Origin of the sequence: Mesorhizobium sp. NZP2234, from assembly GCF_013170765.1 — a bacterium.
GTDB classification, from domain to species: Bacteria; Pseudomonadota; Alphaproteobacteria; order Rhizobiales; family Rhizobiaceae; genus Mesorhizobium; species Mesorhizobium loti_D.
This window is the reverse complement of record NZ_CP033364.1, coordinates 6183692-6202234: the sequence shown is the minus strand read 5'-3', so window position 1 is coordinate 6202234 and position 18543 is coordinate 6183692. Positions and strand designations below refer to the sequence as shown.

Genomic DNA, 18543 nt, shown 5'->3' with positions numbered 1-18543 from the left:
GCCTACATGTTCAGCCGTATGGCGACGGAGCGCCCATGCGCCTCGAGCCCTTCCGCCTTGGCGAGCGCGATCGCCACCGGCGCCAGGACACGCAACTGCTCCGGCCCGAGTTTCAGCACCGAGGTGCGCTTGACGAAGTCGAGCACCGACAAGCCCGACGAGAAGCGCGCCGAGCGGGCCGTCGGCAGCACGTGGTTGGAACCGCCGACATAGTCGCCGATGGCTTCCGGCGTGTGGCGGCCGAGAAAGACGGCACCGGCATTGCGCATCCGCGACAGGAAACCTTCGGCATCGTCGATGGCCAGTTCGACATGTTCGGCCGCGATGCGGTCGACCAGCGGCAGCGCGGCCTCGATGGTCGCGACCTCGATCACCGCGCCGAAATCGCGCCAGCTCGCAGCCGCGGTCTCGCCGCGCGGCAAGCTCTGCAGCTGGCGCTGGACCGCTTGTTCGACTGCCTTGCCGAAGGCCGGATCGTCGGTGATCAAGATCGATTGCGCCGATACATCGTGTTCGGCCTGGGCGAGCAGGTCGGCGGCGATCCAGTCAGGATCGTTGTTGCCGTCGGCCACCACGAGCACTTCCGAGGGGCCGGCGATCATGTCGATGCCGACCGTGCCGAAAACCTGCCGCTTGGCTGCCGCGACATAGGCATTGCCGGGGCCGACGACCTTGGCCACCGGCCTTATCGTTTCGGTGCCATAGGCAAGGGCAGCGATCGCCTGGGCGCCGCCGACGCGATAGATTTCGGAAACGCCAGCGATGTCGGCCGCCACAAGCACCAGCGGCGGTATGGCGCCGCCGGAGGCGGGCACGCAGATCGCGACGCGTTCGACGCCGGCAACCCTGGCCGGTATGGCATTCATCAGCACCGAGCTTGGATAGCTTGCGGTGCCGCCCGGCACGTAGAGCCCGACGGCTTCGATCGCCGTCCAGCGCCAGCCGAGTTCGACACCGGCGGCATCCGTATAGCGATTGTCCTTCGGAAGCTGCTGTTCATGATAGGCGCGGATGCGGTCGCGCGCGAATTCGAGCGCCTTGATCGTCTGTGCGTCGGCGCCATCATAGGCACTGGCGATTTCGTCTTTCGATACGGCGATGCCGACGCTTTTCAGGTCGGCGCGGTCGAAGCGACTGGAATAGTCGATCAGCGCCGCATCACCATCGGCGCGCACCCGAGAGATGATCGCGCGCACCGCGGCCTCGACATCGGCGGATACTTCCCGCTTGGTCGTCAGGAAGGAGGCGAAACGCTGCTCGAAATCGGCATCGGACTGGCGAAGCGTGATGGCCATGGGGCGCTCAAGCCTTGTGGACGGGACGCGACGTGGCTTCCCACGCGCCGCCAATATCGGCAAGGCGTGCCTCGATGCATTCGACATCGAGCATGATGGTGCCGCCGCCCGAAAAGATCAGCTCGACGATGCCTGCCGGCTTGCTGATCTCGATGAAGCTGATCGCCAGCAGGGACAGCACCTCGGCGGGCTTGTCGCGGGCAATGCCATTGGTCTTGGCGCCCAGCACCCGATCGAAATGCAGAACGGCCTGCCGCCGCTCATTGTGCTGGCGAAACAGGCCCGACTTCGCCTCCCAGACGAAACGGTTCATGGTCAGCACGAAGCGCTTGGCCGAGGGCAGGTATTCGAGATCACTGACTTTCAGGACGGCGTCCTGGACATGAGCCGAAACGATGCTCAGATCCTGGTCGTCGAGCGCGATAAGCTTGAGGGCCATGCGGAATTTGCACCTGAAGTTGACGGTTCAGCCCTTCTGTTAGGCGGTCTTGGCGATCCGTGCAACCGCGCCAAGGGAGCTGCGACCGGTCAAGCTGCCGATCTCCCCCGCAAGGAGGGAGATTGGATGCAACATCTGCTTTCGCAAATCGCCAGCGCCGAAGGCAGGGTCGCCCTTGCTACGCCGAAATCCGCTCGATCACCGCGCCGCAATTGGAGAGCTTCTCCTCCAGCCGCTCGAAGCCCCGGTCGAGATGATAGACGCGGTTGACGGTGGTCTCGCCTTCGGCGGCAAGGCCGGCGATGACCAGCGAGACGGAAGCACGAAGATCGGTGGCCATGACCGGCGCGCCTTTCAGCTTCGCCACGCCGTCGACGATCGCCGTCTGGCCTGAAAGCGTGATGTGGGCGCCGAGCCGGGCCAGTTCCTGCACATGCATGAAGCGATTTTCGAAGATCGTCTCCGTGATGCGCGACTTGCCTTTGGCCATGGTCATCAGGCCCATGAACTGCGCCTGCAGATCGGTCGGGAAGGCCGGGAAGGGCGCGGTCGTCACGTCGACCGGCGAAATGCCGGCGCCGTTGCGCTTCACGCGGATGCCGGAATTGGTTTGTGTGATCTCGGCTCCCGTCTGCGAAATCACGTCCAGCGCGGTCTGCAGCAGTTCGGGACGCGCGCCTTCGAGCACGACATCGCCACCGGTCATGGCGACGGCCATGGCATAGGTGCCGGTCTCGATGCGGTCCGGAATGACGCGCACCCGAGCGCCCGACAGCGCTTCGACGCCATCGATGGTGATGGTCGGCGTGCCGGCGCCGGAAATTTTCGCGCCCATGGCGTTGAGGCATTCGGCGAGGTTGACGATTTCGGGCTCGCAGGCGGCGTTTTCCAGCACGGTTTCACCCTTGGCCAGCGATGCCGCCATCATCAGCACATGGGTGGCGCCGACCGAGACTTTCGGGAAGGCATAGCGGTTGCCGACCAGGCGGCCATTCTTGGTCTTGGCGATGACATAGCCGGTGTCGACGTCGAGATCGGCGCCGAGCGCCTGCAGGCCTTCGAGGAACAGGTCGACCGGGCGCGTGCCGATGGCGCAGCCGCCGGGCAGCGACACCTTGGCTTCGCCCATGCGGGCCAGCAGCGGGCCGATCACCCAGAACGAGGCGCGCATCTTCGACACCAGCTCGTAAGGTGCCGTCGTGTCGACGATGTTGCGGGCGGAGAAATTGATGGTGCGCGAATAGCCTTCATTCTGCTTCTCGCGGCGGCCATTGACCGAATAGTCGACGCCGTGATTGCCCAGGATGCGGATCAGCTGCTCGACATCGGCCAGATGCGGCACGTTTTCCAGCGTCAGCGTGTCGTCGGTCAAAAGCGAGGCGATCATCAGCGGCAAGGCGGCATTTTTCGCGCCCGAGATCGGAATGCTTCCGGCGAGCTTGTTGCCGCCGACAATTCTGATGCGATCCATGGAAGAACGTCCCTCTCGGCTCAAAAAGGCCGGTTCAATCGTTTGAGTATCGGCCCGTCTAGACCATTGGCCAATCTGGTTCAAGAAATAGGATTTCGCCCGCTCCGGTCCAAGAGTGGCCGATTTGAGTTAATCTTTTTGTATTTCCCTGGCCGTGCCGAGCCCATCCGGCCTCTGGTCGGCTTCCCCTGTACGGCGCGAGCGCGATTGCGCCTTGCGTTTCTGCAGATTGGCGCGCAACTGCTCGGCGAGCCGGTCCTTGCGGTCCGTGCCGCCCTTTTTCGGTGATATCGTCTTGTCGCTCATCGTCCCGTCCCGGCCGGCAGCCTGTCGTTCAGGGATAGCCAACATTGTGGCGCCGCCATGTCATTGAAAGCTATCCGGCAAAGGCTTTCACAGAAGCGTTGTTCTTGGCCTTGCGCTTACCGGTTCGATATGGCAGAAGCCCCGCCATCAGCGGCTGCGGTAGCTCAGTGGTAGAGCACTCCCTTGGTAAGGGAGAGGTCGAGAGTTCAATCCTCTCTCGCAGCACCAGTTCTTCCAACCAGTTTCAATGTGATGTCGTTGCCGGTCACTTTTTCCCGGCACTGGCAGGCGGACGAAGGCGCAGCACGGCATTTTGCCGGTGGAATTTCCACGGACTTTGCTCCCTTGCGTTCTCGCAACCCCGCGGCGTGATTACCTTACCTGCACCTGCCTTGAGATCGTGGCCGCTTGATTGACCTGAAACGATCCTAGCCACGCATTTCGGCAATCTCTCTTTCGACGCGAAATACAGCCTCCTGGAGGCTGCGTTCATCGGACATGTCGATGCTTAATGTTGATCTCTCTTTGCCGAGAAGGAGGCTTTTTACCCGGTGGATGATTGGTATCGATTGCAAGTTGGTTTTCGGATCTGCCTCGAACAGCCGCTCCATATAGCTCTGATGAAAGAGCCGGTCCTTCAGCCGTTTCGACAATAATGGTTCGGCGGCGTCCACACTTATCGCAAGATCCGAAGTGGGTATCAGATCCAGGACCGTTGCCAGTGACGCCGTGTCCGCAACTCCGCTAAACAGGCTAAGAGAGCAGACGGCCTGAATGAAACCCTGATCGAAAATCACAATTTCCCGATCGCCGACCGAATACTGCCAAGCCACTGATAGAGCAAGGATGTAGCGGCTGAACCTTATCAACCAAATCGGATTTTTCGGCGTTAAAGTTCGGACCAGCTTGACTGTCAGCCTGAGTTCATCCGCCTTGTTCAAGGGACGCAAGGCAAACGCGGCCGTTCGCAGTATCGCCCTGACAACACGCTGGAAAGCGTACCAAAGCCCGCCAGGGTCAAATGGTGTGGAATGGGCACCGGGTTGATAGGAAAGCACGACTTTCGCAACGTAGCCCTGAGCTTGCAGACGGCGCTGAAGTGCATGTGCAAATGTTGTTTTGCCCGACCCGGCAGGGCCAAATAACTCGACAATCACGCGATCCGGCTCCGGTGATATGTTCCAAGCCAAGTCCCCCGACCGGCCACGGGAACAACGACCAAGGGGCGAATTCGAACACGTTCTCGAAGCAACCAGCAGGCTGCTACGCACGTGAATTCGCACCATTTTTTGTTAGCCAGCTTCCTCCGTTCGCATGAACCGCTCCTTACGAATTTGTAAGGAATCGATCGGTGAGCCTGTCAGGATGGCTTGGGTTCAACGTCGAGGATGCGCTTGTGCTCGATGCATAGCCGCGATCCGCAATCAATGGCCGCTTCGCGCCTGATTGGAGACCTCGGCAGGCCGCGAGTTGATCAGTCTTTCAGGCCATGGCGAGCGCGGCGGCGATGGCATTTGGCCGCTCGGGCGTTGGATGGTTCTCCAATCGCAGCAGATTGAAATCGAGGTGCTTCTTCTTGAACATGGAGACCAGGGTGACGCCTGCTGAATTGGTTGCGAATGCGTAATCGGCTAGAAATGCGCCGGCAACTTCAGTCGGACTGCCGCGGCAGGTCGCCAAGAGCGGCCAGTATTTCCTTTTACGTATTTGACGTCTCGACGATTCGATCTCGGCCAGAGAATATCCCATGCGTCACAAACGTTCTGTGCCCGTGAGCGCTCCTTCAACTTGTCAATGTTGGGCTCCAGCGGGGTATTGGCAATCTGAACGAATCGATAAGGCAGCGATTCATCGAGAGCCGTCATTCCAGCCTTGAGGTCTCCTGCGACCGAAATGGCCCGGGCCTTCCCGACCTGAACCACGCGCTCCACGGCAGACAGAGCACCTTGAATGGCGTGGGACGCACTCTTGAAGCATACCGCTGGAGCGCCGGGACCGCCGCAATGGCAATCCGCGACAATGGCTTCAGCACTCGCATGGTGGCGGCGGTCTTCGGCGGACGCATGCCAAGCTCGGTGCAGACGCAGAGGCCACCACCAACGGAAGCGTCGTCGTCGGCCGCTACGAGGTTGGAGCGTGGGCTCGCCTGACAGGATCATCCCGGCTCGCCAATGGGCGGAAAGGCCGTTTCCTATATTCTCGCAGAACCAGTTTCCTGGTTCTTGAATCGGCCTGCCTTGGCGCCCCGGCCGTTGTCAGCTGTGCATATGCGTCAGTTCGAACCCGGCGTCATCCTGCGCGTCGGACAGGTGTTGTTCGGCGGACCGGAACATGTCCGAGAACTCCATCTCGTTCTCCAACATCACACCGCCGACCTTTATGGTGAGGGCATCCTCGGTGCCTTTTGGCGCGAAGTAGACCTGTGCGACACGCGTCCGGATACGTTCGCCGACTTCCTTGGCCTCTGCTTCCGTCGCGCCCGAGAGGAAAACCCCGAACATCGAGGCTCCGATGCGTCCGACCAGATCCTCCTCGCGCACCGACGACTGTATGGTCGAGACGATGAGCCGCAAGGCCTCGTCGCCCCATTCGAGGCCAAAGCGCATGTTGATGGATCGAAGGTGTTCGGGATGAATGATCAGGAAGGCGCCCGAGCGTGGTCCTGGTCCCGATCGCCTGGCGGCCCGTCGTTCAATCATCGACGTGAAGACCGGCCCGTTCAGGCAGCCCGTCAGCCTGTCATACGTCCCGGACTTGTTGAGTTCCTGGCGGTAGCGGTGGATTTCGACCCGGTTCCAGCCGATCAGCGCGAAAAGCGGCAGGCCGATGATCACCGGCAGCAGTCCCGCGGTGATCATGCTGCGGGCGAACGGCGTTAGCGTGTCGCTGAACAGGAGCAGGTAGTTCAGTCCAAGGGAAAGGCCGAGGCTCCCGGCGGTTCCCAGGAACGTCAGCCACGCGACGTGCTTCCAGGCCTGGGCAGTGGTGGTCGCCATTGGTCTCGTCATCGGCCGATCTCCTGTCAGATCGGCTGATATAAGGCCTGTCTGCCGTAATTTCGGTTTCGCCGAACCGTACAATTTGAACGATCCATCCTTGTCATCGCGCGACCTTGGCGACCGAGCCTGCCCCTCCCAGCCTATCGCGGTGGCCCGAAGATACCCATCTCGGCATCTTTGGCAATTGCTTCCGCCTTGCCATAGATGCCGCCCGGCAGCGCCATGGCCCAACCATTGGCGACGAGCCAGGCGCCGACATCCTGCTTGCCCAGCCGGCACGGCGCGGCGATGGCAAAGCGCTCGGCTTCCGGCGGCAGGAAACAGGTCAGCGCGCGCCCCCGCAGCCAGGCATTGAAGGCCGCGCGGGCGCGCAGCCCACAGGGCCAGGCTTCGTCGCGAAAGGAGCAGGTCTGGGCCACGTCGATGTCCAGGGCCCCGCTGATCGCCACTTTCCGCCCCATCGATTCGAAAGTCGCCGACGACGTTGCAATGGGATGGTAGAGCAGGGTTTCGCGCCAGTCTTGCGGCATTGGCGTCCTGGGGCGGATGGCGAGGCCGAGTTCACCGAGCGGCGGCCGGGCTTCGACCCGCTCGATTTCCGAGGCGTCAACCGGCGGCGGGGCGATGAGGCTCTCGGCAATCCGCCGTGCCGGTTCTCGTCTTGATCCGTCGACAGTGGCGGTGTCCGCCGGGGCCGCCTGCTTGCCGGAATTTTCCAGCGGCGGAGCAGGGCCGGGCCGGTCGACCGAAAGCAAGGCTCCGGCGTGCATGATCAGGACTATTCCGACCAGCAGTTCAAGGCTCCCGACCGCGATCATCAGTCGGACATGCCGAGGCGTGCCCATCAGGCCATCGCGGCGTTCAAGCAAGGTCCCCCCGGCAGCCGGTCAGAAACCCGACGTCGATTTGGCAACCAGTTTGAGCGCACCCTTTTCTATCCGATAGAATGGCATCGATCTTTGGCTGGATCCGTCAGCGCGAAAACGGAACAAACCTGTCGATCCGCGAAACCCGTTCGGGTTTTCGAGCACCTGTTTGCTGAAGCCGTCAGGTCCGACCGCGCTCGCTATCCCAGCTGTCAGGGCAACCATATCATAGGCATAGGCCACATTGACGTCGGCCGGGTAGTTGTATGTCGTCCTGAAACGGTCGGCGATCGGTCCGGTTTCGCTTGAATCGAGCGTGGCGATGTATGCCCCCTCGAACAACGGATCCATGGGATGTTCCAGCCAGCGGTCCGTTCCGACGACGGAGATTGCCTTTCCCGGAATGCCCTTTGATTTGAGAGCGGCAAGGACGGGCGAGGGGCTGCCGTCGCCGCTGGCAACGATGACCGCGTCGGGAGCGTCCACGAGCGAGCCCATCTGGTCGATGGCCTTCGCGCCGCCGTCACCGGCCGAATAAGGCAGGGTGACCGCGAGCGTTGCGCCATAGATGCTAAGGCCATTCGCCACCCGCTTCTCCACGGCGCTGGCGTTTGAGCCTTCCGCGACCAGCAGTACGAACTTCTTGCGGCCTTTCGCGGCGAGCCCAGCTGCGCCCGCCGCGGCGCTGTCGGCTTCGCTGAGACGCACGGCATAAACCCCAGCGCCGCCAGCGAAATTGTCGGCAAGCGCCAGGACCGGCGGCCGCTTCGATCCGGACAGCGTCGCAATATGCTGCGCCGCCGGCAGTTCGGTCGGACCGATGACCACTTTCGATCCCGTCGTTATGGCCTGCACGGCCTGCTTGCTGGCCTGTGCGCTGTCGCCCTTGGTGTCCTCGATCGTCAGCGTCAGCAATCCATTGCCGATATCGGTCATCGCCAGCTTGGCGGCGTCACGCATCTTCCTGCCGTTCTCCCCCGACGTCCCGGGAGCCGACAAGGGCAGCAACATCGTGACTTTGGTCGAACCGGTGCCGAGCGACTGGCTCGCCTGGGCCGGACCGGCGCCGGCGGCGCCGCTCTGGCCGGCGGGCGCGGCAACCGCGGCCGGATCGAGCACGTCGGAAACGCCGCCTTTCGACTGGCAGCCCGACACTATCGTGGCGAGCGCCAGGGTGATTGCCAAAATCGGCGGGTTGCGGACCTGCCGGCCTGCTTCCATGATTGCTCCACCCTATCTGTCGCCGGGTATTTCCCGGTCTGGTCTTCAATTCATGTTGCGGCGGATGTGCCGTGCTGTTTTGCCGTGCTCTTCAAGGAGGCGGGCCCTCACCGCCTTGAGCATTGGTCGACCTCGCCTGCGGCAGCGGGCGCGGATCACCCGGGACCCGGCTCATTGTGCCCGGCGCGATGCTTCGTGCGGTGGTGTACGGGCCGTCCGCGCCAAGTTCCACTGGACTGCGCGGCAAACGGGCGACGCTGGTCAGGGGGATTATGCCGGCGACCGCCCCCAGGATCGATCGCTCGGCTGTCATGACGGCCAACAGGCACGGCCTATCCGGTCAGTGCATGTACTCGACCATGCGATCGTGGAAGCACTCGCATTTGTTGAGTGTGTCTTCGTCCTTGTAGTTCGTCTTCAGATAGCCATAGGCCATGCCGCAGGCGACCTTGGCTTCCGATGCCCACACGAATGCCGGCCGGGATGAATTGATCCATTCCGAACTGTTGGCGACGGCAACCGACTCGTCCATCAGCTTCACCACCTGTTGCTTGAGATCGACGATATTGTCGGTCAGCACCAGGTTGGACGTGCCGACGGTGCGGCAATAGTCGCCTACAGGTCCCTCGATGATGTCGGCGGCGAAGCCCGTCGATCCAGCCAGCAGCAGCGCGGCGGCCGTAGCCAGCAATCTTCCACAACGCTTCATGTAAGTCCCTCTCCAAACTGCAATTTTATGTTTCGCTAATGCATAGCACGGGAGCACGGCCACGCATAAGTACTAAATCGTGGCCGTGTGCTGTTGATGCTGCGTGTCGTCGTAGAGGATGTTGATCGTCCCGGCGGCCGGCGTGTTCTGCAGAACGGCGACATCCACGAAGTTGGCCGTGTTGCCCGAGCCGCTGGTGTCGACGCTCACGGCGCCGGTCGCATTGTTGTAATGCACATAGTCGGCGATGTTGCCGACTGGCGCCTTGTCGAACAACGCGCTCAAGTCGATCTTGTCGCCTTCGCCGCTATGATAGTCCGAGATCAGGTCCTTGATGTTCAGATTGTCGATTTTGAAAGTGTCAGCGCCTGAAGTGCCGGCGATGGTCGACGTGCCCGCGGGGCCTGCACCATCGAAATTGCCGAAGCCGATGTCACCAACCGCACCTGTCTGGCCATCGGCGGTGGTGAAGGTGGCTTCGCCATAGGTCAAGACCGAGCCGTCTGCCGAAACCGAGTACTGATTGTTGCTCTCGAGACCGATCTCGACGATGCCCAAGGCGGCCAGTGACTTGAACTCGCCTGGATCCGATACGCCGTTGCCGTTGGCATCCTGCCAGACACCAAATTGCGCAAAGTCGTGATCGGCGGCGGTCAGCTTGCCGTCATGGTTCGTGTCGTAGAGCTGCTCGAGCGCGGCAAGGTCGGTCTTGGCACCAGGGGCTTGCTGGGTGAACACAAACTCCGGCGCATTGCTCACCTTGCCGTCGCCGTTGAGATCGATCGCCAGGATGCCGTCATGCTGGTCGACCCACGCGGTTTTCGAAGCGACGCCGTCGCCATTGTAGTCATACGAAACGGTGGAGTGCGTCAGATCGGTGGTGTGGATCCCGTCGTGGTTGAGGTCGAGCAAGATCGGAGCGGCAACAGCGAGAGGCGCCAATCCGTCTTTCACGTGGACTGAGAAATTGGCGGTCGTTGTCGTGTCCCCGTCGCCATCCCCGAGTTGCAGGGTAAAGGGGATCGTATGGTCGACACTGGTGGAAATCGTCCCGACGCTCGTCAGGTTGAGTTTCGTCGAGCCCGAGGACTCGTACGCATCGATCCAGGCAATCTGTAATCCGGTCGGCGATTGGATGGTCACCGACGTAGCGCCGGTCGCTGGAGTAAAGGCTTGCGATGTTCCGTCGACGTAATGGGCGACGAATTCAATCTTGTTGGTGACAGGATCAACCGCGCCAAAGGTGAACGTCGCATAGGAGACGTTATCCATGGTGATACCATTTGGCGCAACATAGGGGTTGGTGCCAGCTGGATCGGTGTAAGAGTTTGCGTAAGAGTTCGGCGTTCCGAAGTCGAAACGCATGAACTCCCCTTGATCGAAATTATTGTTGTCCAGCCCCCAACCGGCTGCCGAGCCGTTCACGTTGACGTCCTGCTTCAATACCGGGTTGCCCCCCGATAGCCACGCCGCTTCCTGGCTTGGGGACATTGGGGATGAGACATCGCCTTTGTTATCGATAGACGCACCCCAGCCCGTCACCATGACGATATGCTCGTGGTTCGTCTTGCTCACATCCACAACGATGGATGCAGTTGGGCCTGCGCCGAAAGAACTGCCGCTCCCGATCGAAACAGGGGTCACCGTGCCATCGAGCGGCGCCAGCAAGTCGAACACATACTGCCCTGACGTGCCGGCGGTGGGATTGACGGTAAGGGTGAAAACCGCCGTATCGCCCGTGGTGAAGGTTCCGCTGCCGTCATTGTCGGCGTAGGCGGTCAAAACATTGCCTGACTGCGCCGTCACAAGGTGATGTCCCGCTGAGGTCAGACCAGTTGTATCGGCCGTGATTGTCATTGCTGATCCGACGCCATCGGCACCGGCGACAAAATGGAGCGTGCCGACCGCAGGCGTCTGCGAAGGATCATCGTTGGTCTGCTGATTCTGCACGGCGCCTAAAGTCGGAACGTCGTCGACGATCTCAATGGTGATCGCTGCCGAGGCATTGGCGCCGGTCTTGTCCGTAACCGTTAGCCCGAAGACGTCGGTTTCCGTTACGTTGGGCACATCGGTGGTTGGAGAGGTCAGGTGGTAGACATAGGTCGCAACCCCGGTTGCCGCATTGTAACTCGTGATCGTGAGTGTGCCGTGATCACCGTTGATTACATTGTTGTTGCCCAGATTGGCGATGAGGATGGTCGTGCCCTTGACGGTGACAGAGGCAACATCGCTCAGGCCGTCCGGATCCGAAACCTTGAATGTGCCGTCGACATCGATGGTAGTTGGACCGACCTTGGAGCCTGCGGGCAGGCCGGCTTCGTACACCACATCGTTGGCGCCACCAGGATTGCCGGTATCAACCGTGATCGTGGGTGTGTCATTGGTGCCGTTGATGACGACGGTGACCTGCTGGTCGTCCCAGGCGCCCTTGTCGTCGGTGACGCGCACCGTGTAGGTCTCGGTCACGCTCTGGCCTTGCGCCAGTGCCTGCACGGCGGCGCTGCCGTTGTTGAGGGTGTAGGTCCACTGGCCGCTGCTGTTGACGCTGAATGTGCCGTAGGCCGTGCCGGTGCCCTGCGGGCTGTTGGGGCTGACGCTCCAGGTGGCCGTGTGGCCGGTGTCGGGATCGGCCGAGGCCAGTTGGCCGCTGGTGGTCAGCGTGCTGTCTTCCGTCACGCCGCCGGCCGCGTTGCCCGCCGCATAGCTGATGACCGGGCTGTCGTTGGCGCCGGTGATGGTGACGGTCACGTTCTGGGTGGAGGTCGCGCCCTTGTCGTCCGTCACCGTCACGGTGAAGGTCTCGGTCACGCTGGCACCCTCGGCCAGTGCGTTGGTGGCGGGCTTGCTGTTGTCCAGCGTGTAGGTCCACACGCCCGTGGTCGGGTTGACGGCGAAGCTGCCATAGGTGCCGGCGGTATCGCCGCTCCAGGTGGCCGTGGCGCCCGCGTCGGGATCGTGCGCGGTCAGCGTGCCGCTCACCGTCGGCGAGCCGGCCGTCAGCGCGCCCGGATCGGTCGAGGTCGTGCCGGCAATCACAGTGCCGGGGTCGGCATTGCCGGCCTCGACGACCGCACCCGTGGTGTCGCCCGTGATCGTGGGTGTGTCATTGGTGCCGTTGATGACGACGGTGACCTGCTGGTCGTCCCAGGCGCCCTTGTCGTCGGTGACGCGCACCGTGTAGGTCTCGGTCACGCTCTGGCCTTGCGCCAGTGCCTGCACGGCGGCGCTGCCGTTGTTGAGGGTGTAGGTCCACTGGCCGCTGCTGTTGACGCTGAATGTGCCGTAGGCCGTGCCGGTGCCCTGCGGGCTGTTGGGGCTGACGCTCCAGGTGGCCGTGTGGCCGGTGTCGGGATCGGCCGAGGCCAGTTGGCCGCTGGTGGTCAGCGTGCTGTCTTCCGTCACGCCGCCGGCCGCGTTGCCCGCCGCATAGCTGATGACCGGGCTGTCGTTGGCGCCGGTGATGGTGACGGTCACGTTCTGGGTGGAGGTCGCGCCCTTGTCGTCCGTCACCGTCACGGTGAAGGTCTCGGTCACGCTGGCACCCTCGGCCAGTGCGTTGGTGGCGGGCTTGCTGTTGTCCAGCGTGTAGGTCCACACGCCCGTGGTCGGGTTGACGGCGAAGCTGCCATAGGTGCCGGCGGTATCGCCGCTCCAGGTGGCCGTGGCGCCCGCGTCGGGATCGTGCGCGGTCAGCGTGCCGCTCACCGTCGGCGAGCCGGCCGTCAGCGCGCCCGGATCGGTCGAGGTCGTGCCGGCAATCACAGTGCCGGGGTCGGCATTGCCGGCCTCGACGACCGCACCCGTGGTGTCGCCCGTGATCGTGGGTGTGTCATTGGTGCCGTTGATGACGACGGTGACCTGCTGGTCGTCCCAGGCGCCCTTGTCGTCGGTGACGCGCACCGTGTAGGTCTCGGTCACGCTCTGGCCTTGCGCCAGTGCCTGCACGGCGGCGCTGCCGTTGTTGAGGGTGTAGGTCCACTGGCCGCTGCTGTTGACGCTGAATGTGCCGTAGGCCGTGCCGGTGCCCTGCGGGCTGTTGGGGCTGACGCTCCAGGTGGCCGTGTGGCCGGTGTCGGGATCGGCCGAGGCCAGTTGGCCGCTGGTGGTCAGCGTGCTGTCTTCCGTCACGCCGCCGGCCGCGTTGCCCGCCGCATAGCTGATGACCGGGCTGTCGTTGGCGCCGGTGATGGTGACGGTCACGTTCTGGGTGGAGGTCGCGCCCTTGTCGTCCGTCACCGTCACGGTGAAGGTCTCGGTCACGCTGGCACCCTCGGCCAGTGCGTTGGTGGCGGGCTTGCTGTTGTCCAGCGTGTAGGTCCACACGCCCGTGGTCGGGTTGACGGCGAAGCTGCCATAGGTGCCGGCGGTATCGCCGCTCCAGGTGGCCGTGGCGCCCGCGTCGGGATCGTGCGCGGTCAGCGTGCCGCTCACCGTCGGCGAGCCGGCCGTCAGCGCGCCCGGATCGGTCGAGGTCGTGCCGGCAATCACAGTGCCGGGGTCGGCATTGCCGGCCTCGACGACCGCACCCGTGGTGTCGCCCGTGATCGTGGGTGTGTCATTGGTGCCGTTGATGACGACGGTGACCTGCTGGTCGTCCCAGGCGCCCTTGTCGTCGGTGACGCGCACCGTGTAGGTCTCGGTCACGCTCTGGCCTTGCGCCAGTGCCTGCACGGCGGCGCTGCCGTTGTTGAGGGTGTAGGTCCACTGGCCGCTGCTGTTGACGCTGAATGTGCCGTAGGCCGTGCCGGTGCCCTGCGGGCTGTTGGGGCTGACGCTCCAGGTGGCCGTGTGGCCGGTGTCGGGATCGGCCGAGGCCAGTTGGCCGCTGGTGGTCAGCGTGCTGTCTTCCGTCACGCCGCCGGCCGCGTTGCCCGCCGCATAGCTGATGACCGGGCTGTCGTTGGCGCCGGTGATGGTGACGGTCACGTTCTGGGTGGAGGTCGCGCCCTTGTCGTCCGTCACCGTCACGGTGAAGGTCTCGGTCACGCTGGCACCCTCGGCCAGTGCGTTGGTGGCGGGCTTGCTGTTGTCCAGCGTGTAGGTCCACACGCCCGTGGTCGGGTTGACGGCGAAGCTGCCATAGGTGCCGGCGGTATCGCCGCTCCAGGTGGCCGTGGCGCCCGCGTCGGGATCGTGCGCGGTCAGCGTGCCGCTCACCGTCGGCGAGCCGGCCGTCAGCGCGCCCGGATCGGTCGAGGTCGTGCCGGCAATCACAGTGCCGGGGTCGGCATTGCCGGCCTCGACGACCGCACCCGTGGTGTCGCCCGTGATCGTGGGTGTGTCATTGGTGCCGTTGATGACGACGGTGACCTGCTGGTCGTCCCAGGCGCCCTTGTCGTCGGTGACGCGCACCGTGTAGGTCTCGGTCACGCTCTGGCCTTGCGCCAGTGCCTGCACGGCGGCGCTGCCGTTGTTGAGGGTGTAGGTCCACTGGCCGCTGCTGTTGACGCTGAATGTGCCGTAGGCCGTGCCGGTGCCCTGCGGGCTGTTGGGGCTGACGCTCCAGGTGGCCGTGTGGCCGGTGTCGGGATCGGCCGAGGCCAGTTGGCCGCTGGTGGTCAGCGTGCTGTCTTCCGTCACGCCGCCGGCCGCGTTGCCCGCCGCATAGCTGATGACCGGGCTGTCGTTGGCGCCGGTGATGGTGACGGTCACGTTCTGGGTGGAGGTCGCGCCCTTGTCGTCCGTCACCGTCACGGTGAAGGTCTCGGTCACGCTGGCACCCTCGGCCAGTGCGTTGGTGGCGGGCTTGCTGTTGTCCAGCGTGTAGGTCCACACGCCCGTGGTCGGGTTGACGGCGAAGCTGCCATAGGTGCCGGCGGTATCGCCGCTCCAGGTGGCCGTGGCGCCCGCGTCGGGATCGTGCGCGGTCAGCGTGCCGCTCACCGTCGGCGAGCCGGCCGTCAGCGCGCCCGGATCGGTCGAGGTCGTGCCGGCAATCACAGTGCCGGGGTCGGCATTGCCGGCCTCGACGACCGCACCCGTGGTGTCGCCCGTGATCGTGGGTGTGTCATTGGTGCCGTTGATCTCGAATGTGATGGTCTTGCTGTCGGCGTCGCTGTCATGATCGGTCAGCGTGTAGCCGAGCGAGACGTTGATGGTATCGCCGCTGCCCAGCGCCTGCGTCGCGGGCTTGCTGTTGTCCAGCACGAAGCTCCAGGTACCGTTGGCATTCTGCGCCAGCGTGCCGTAGTCGGCCAGGTTGACTGTGTTGCCGTTCAGCGTGGCGGTCGCCGTGCCCCAGCCCACCGAGCCCGAAGCCGCCGGGCCGTCGGCGCCGAACGTGTTGTTGTAGTCGGTCGTGACGTTGCCCCCGACCGTGGTCGTGGCGCCGTCCTCGGTCAGCGCGCCGGCATTCGCATTGTGCGCAACCGGCACGTCGTCGACGATGACGATGCTGATGGTGCCCTCGCCATGGGTGCCGCCGATGCCGTCGACGGCGACCGCGACGCTGTCGGGCAGCGTGTTGTTGCCGTTGCCGGCAGGATGGGTCTGCGCGCCGTTGAGCGTATAGCTGTAGGCGAAGGTGGCTTCGGTGCCGCCGCCCGCCGGCGTCATGCCGGTGATCGTCAGCGTGCCTTCGCCGGTGTTGATGGTCTTGCCGACCCAGTCGGCCAGCGTGTGGGTCTCGGTGCCGATGGTCACGTCCTTGATGCCGTCGGTGGCCGTGACTTTGAATGTGCCGGTGTCGGTCTCGCTGGTGTCGGCAACCGAGGTCAGACCGTGTTCGTACACGACGCTGGCGGCGCCATCGGCATTGGCGTCGTCGCTCGGCGTGACCGTGACGGTCGCGTTGTCATTGGCGCCGTTGATCTCGAATGTGATGGTCTTGCTGTCGGCGTCGCTGTCATGATCGGTCAGCGTGTAGCCGAGCGAGACGTTGATGGTATCGCCGCTGCCCAGCGCCTGCGTCGCGGGCTTGCTGTTGTCCAGCACGAAGCTCCAGGTGCCGTTGGCATTCTGCGCCAGCGTGCCGTAGTCGGCCAGGTTGACCGTGTTGCCGTTCAGCGTGGCGGTCGCCGTGCCCCAGCCCACCGAGCCCGAAGCCGCCGGGCCGTCGGCGCCGAACGTGTTGTTGTAGTCGGTCGTGACGTTGCCCCCGACCGTGGTCGTGGCGCCGTCCTCGGTCAGCGCGCCGGCATTCGCATTGTGCGCAACCGGCACGTCGTCGACGATGACGATGCTGATGGTGCCCTCGCCATGGGTGCCGCCGATGCCGTCGACGGCGACCGCGACGCTGTCGGGCAGCGTGTTGTTGCCGTTGCCGGCAGGATGGGTCTGCGCGCCGTTGAGCGTATAGCTGTAGGCGAAGGTGGCTTCGGTGCCGCCGCCCGCCGGCGTCATGCCGGTGATCGTCAGCGTGCCTTCGCCGGTGTTGATGGTCTTGCCGACCCAGTCGGCCAGCGTGTGGGTCTCGGTGCCGATGGTCACGTCCTTGATGCCGTCGGTGGCCGTGACTTTGAATGTGCCGGTGTCGGTCTCGCTGGTGTCGGCAACCGAGGTCAGACCGTGTTCGTACACGACGCTGGCGGCGCCATCGGCATTGGCGTCGTCGCTCGGCGTGACCGTGACGGTCGCGTTGTCATTGGTGCCGTTGATCTCGAATGTGATGGTCTTGCTGTCGGCGTCGCTGTCATGATCGGTCAGCGTGTAGCCGAGCGAGACGTTGATGGTATCGCCGCTGCCCAGCGCCTGCGTCGCGGGCTTGCTGTTGTCCAGCACGAAGCTCCAGGTGCCGTTGGCATTCTGCGCCAGCGTGCCGTAGTCGGCCAGGTTGACCGTGTTGCCGTTCAGCGTGGCGGTCGCCGTGCCCCAGCCCACCGAGCCCGAAGCCGCCGGGCCGTCGGCGCCGAACGTGTTGTTGTAGTCGGTCGTGACGTTGCCCCCGACCGTGGTCGTGGCGCCGTCCTCGGTCAGCGCGCCGGCATTCGCATTGTGCGCAACCGGCACGTCGTCGACGATCTGGACCGAAAGCGTGGCGGGAGCGGAGGTGTCGCCGTCGGTGTCGGTCACGGTCACGGTCATGTTGTCGTAGATGGAATCGATGCCGGCGCCGGGATGGGGCTCGCTGTGGACAAGCGTGTAGCTGTAGCTCACCTGGCCGGTGCTGGCATCGTAGCCGGTGATGGTCAGCGTATTGCCGAGCGGCGTGGTGATGCTGACCGAAGTGGATGCGCTGTTGGCAAGCGCGGCACCCGAAATCACCTGGCCGGCGATCGTCAGCGAGCCGACGCCGTCGGGGGAGGAGATGGTGAACGTGCCGGTATTGATCTCACTGGTGTCGGGAGCCGAGGTCAGGCCCTTTTCGTACACGATGGTGTCTCCGCCACCGAGCTCGGGCGTCAGGCCGCCGATCGACGGTGTGGAATCGGGCTTGAGAAGAGACGGGAACAGCTCGCGGTTGTCCGGCTGGCCGAACGCCAGGTCCGTCGGCGGCAACAGTGCCGACAGGCCGAACCCGTCGCCGATACCGCCTGGGGGAACCGAGAAGTCTCCGCCTGCGCTCGATGTCGACCCTCCCGGGCCCGCCGACATCGACCCGTCGGCGCCAAAGGCGACATCGACATGGCTTGCTTCCAACGCCGCGATCAAGGCAACGCGCGGCACCTCGACGTCGCCTATGATGAAGGTCGGCACGTTGAGGGCGCCGTCCTTGATGACGATCACCGAACCGTCGGCCTGTTCGAGCACGAGATTGTGGCCGTCGACCTTGATGTTGTCGATCGAGACGTTGGCTGGCAGTTTCACCACGTTGCTGGTGTCGGCCACATATTCGTGCGCCGCCGCCGGGGCCTTGGCCTCCGCGGGTGGTTCCGGTTTGACGGGCGTGCCGTTGCCGACGTCGACCGGAACCGGTTCGGCGGCTGCCGGAGCCGCCTTTTGCGCCGTGGCTGCTTCCGCGACCTGAATCTGCGCCTGCGACGGCAAGCCATTGTGTTCAGAGTGCTCGTCCCAGGAATTCGAGACGGTGTCCAAATCGTTACTGTTCGTCATAGCCAAAACCCCTCCGGCATTTCCCGGAAAGAGACAGTGGCGCCTTCCACTTTGCAACTATCCTGCAATCTGTTTCATATATTCGGATATGCGGTCTTCAGGATTTTTTACGCGTGGTAAACTTGAAACATATAACCTGATATACATGGACTGGCATTAGATACGTCTTTCGCGGGTCGGCTCCGGTTGCTTGGTAAACACAAGTAAATTGCATAAATTTTTAAACAAAATGGGACTTATCAAGTA

The 18543-nt window shown here is 63.6% G+C and carries 11 protein-coding genes and 1 tRNA gene; 1 reads left to right on the top strand and 11 read right to left on the bottom strand.

All coding sequences use genetic code 11. The features are described 5' to 3' along the window. Nucleotides 1–2: 2 nt before the first annotated feature. From hisD to EB230_RS29970, 4 genes are all read right to left on the bottom strand, one after another. Nucleotides 3–1295 (bottom strand): histidinol dehydrogenase, encoded by a 1293-nt coding sequence (gene hisD / locus EB230_RS29985; RefSeq protein WP_172374502.1) that lies wholly within the window; start codon nucleotides 1293–1295, stop codon nucleotides 3–5. Between the two features lie 7 nt (nucleotides 1296–1302). Continuing rightward, nucleotides 1303–1734: a DUF2948 family protein gene (locus tag EB230_RS29980; RefSeq protein WP_056565911.1), complete on the bottom strand. Its 432-nt coding sequence runs from the start codon at nucleotides 1732–1734 to the stop codon at nucleotides 1303–1305. 178 nt (nucleotides 1735–1912) lie between these two features. Next, a complete protein-coding gene (murA, locus tag EB230_RS29975) occupies nucleotides 1913–3205 on the bottom strand; it encodes a UDP-N-acetylglucosamine 1-carboxyvinyltransferase (protein WP_056565913.1) in 1293 nt (430 codons plus the stop codon). 129 nt (nucleotides 3206–3334) lie between these two features. Then, nucleotides 3335–3511 carry a hypothetical protein gene (locus EB230_RS29970; protein WP_081295154.1) on the bottom strand — a complete coding sequence of 59 codons (177 nt, stop codon included), beginning with the start codon at nucleotides 3509–3511 and terminating at the stop codon, nucleotides 3335–3337. 153 nt (nucleotides 3512–3664) lie between these two features. On the opposite strand from EB230_RS29970, the gene EB230_RS29965 reads away from it, so the two are divergent. Beyond that, a tRNA-Thr gene (locus EB230_RS29965) sits at nucleotides 3665–3739 on the top strand. Between the two features lie 200 nt (nucleotides 3740–3939). On the opposite strand, the gene EB230_RS29960 is transcribed toward EB230_RS29965, so the two are convergent. From EB230_RS29960 to EB230_RS29930, 7 genes are all read right to left on the bottom strand, one after another. Beyond that, nucleotides 3940–4668 (bottom strand): hypothetical protein, encoded by a 729-nt coding sequence (locus EB230_RS29960; RefSeq protein ID WP_155772542.1) that lies wholly within the window; start codon nucleotides 4666–4668, stop codon nucleotides 3940–3942. A 325-nt stretch (nucleotides 4669–4993) separates the two neighbouring features. After that, nucleotides 4994–5260, bottom strand: coding sequence for a hypothetical protein (locus EB230_RS32795; protein ID WP_244493933.1), 267 nt, complete (start codon nucleotides 5258–5260; stop codon nucleotides 4994–4996). Nucleotides 5261–5766: 506 nt separating this feature from the next. Further along, on the bottom strand, nucleotides 5767–6519 hold the full coding sequence (locus tag EB230_RS29950) for a GGDEF domain-containing protein (RefSeq protein ID WP_244493934.1): 753 nt from the start codon (nucleotides 6517–6519) through the stop codon (nucleotides 5767–5769). Nucleotides 6520–6650: 131 nt separating this feature from the next. Beyond that, a complete protein-coding gene (locus tag EB230_RS29945) occupies nucleotides 6651–7379 on the bottom strand; it encodes a thermonuclease family protein (protein WP_244493935.1) in 729 nt (242 codons plus the stop codon). 18 nt (nucleotides 7380–7397) lie between these two features. Beyond that, nucleotides 7398–8597: an ABC transporter substrate-binding protein gene (locus EB230_RS29940; RefSeq protein WP_056565923.1), complete on the bottom strand. Its 1200-nt coding sequence runs from the start codon at nucleotides 8595–8597 to the stop codon at nucleotides 7398–7400. A 340-nt stretch (nucleotides 8598–8937) separates the two neighbouring features. Beyond that, nucleotides 8938–9306 (bottom strand): hypothetical protein, encoded by a 369-nt coding sequence (locus EB230_RS29935; RefSeq protein WP_065005669.1) that lies wholly within the window; start codon nucleotides 9304–9306, stop codon nucleotides 8938–8940. 72 nt (nucleotides 9307–9378) lie between these two features. Further along, nucleotides 9379–18297: a VCBS domain-containing protein gene (locus tag EB230_RS29930; protein WP_172374501.1), complete on the bottom strand. Its 8919-nt coding sequence runs from the start codon at nucleotides 18295–18297 to the stop codon at nucleotides 9379–9381. Between the last annotated feature and the right edge of the window lie 246 nt (nucleotides 18298–18543).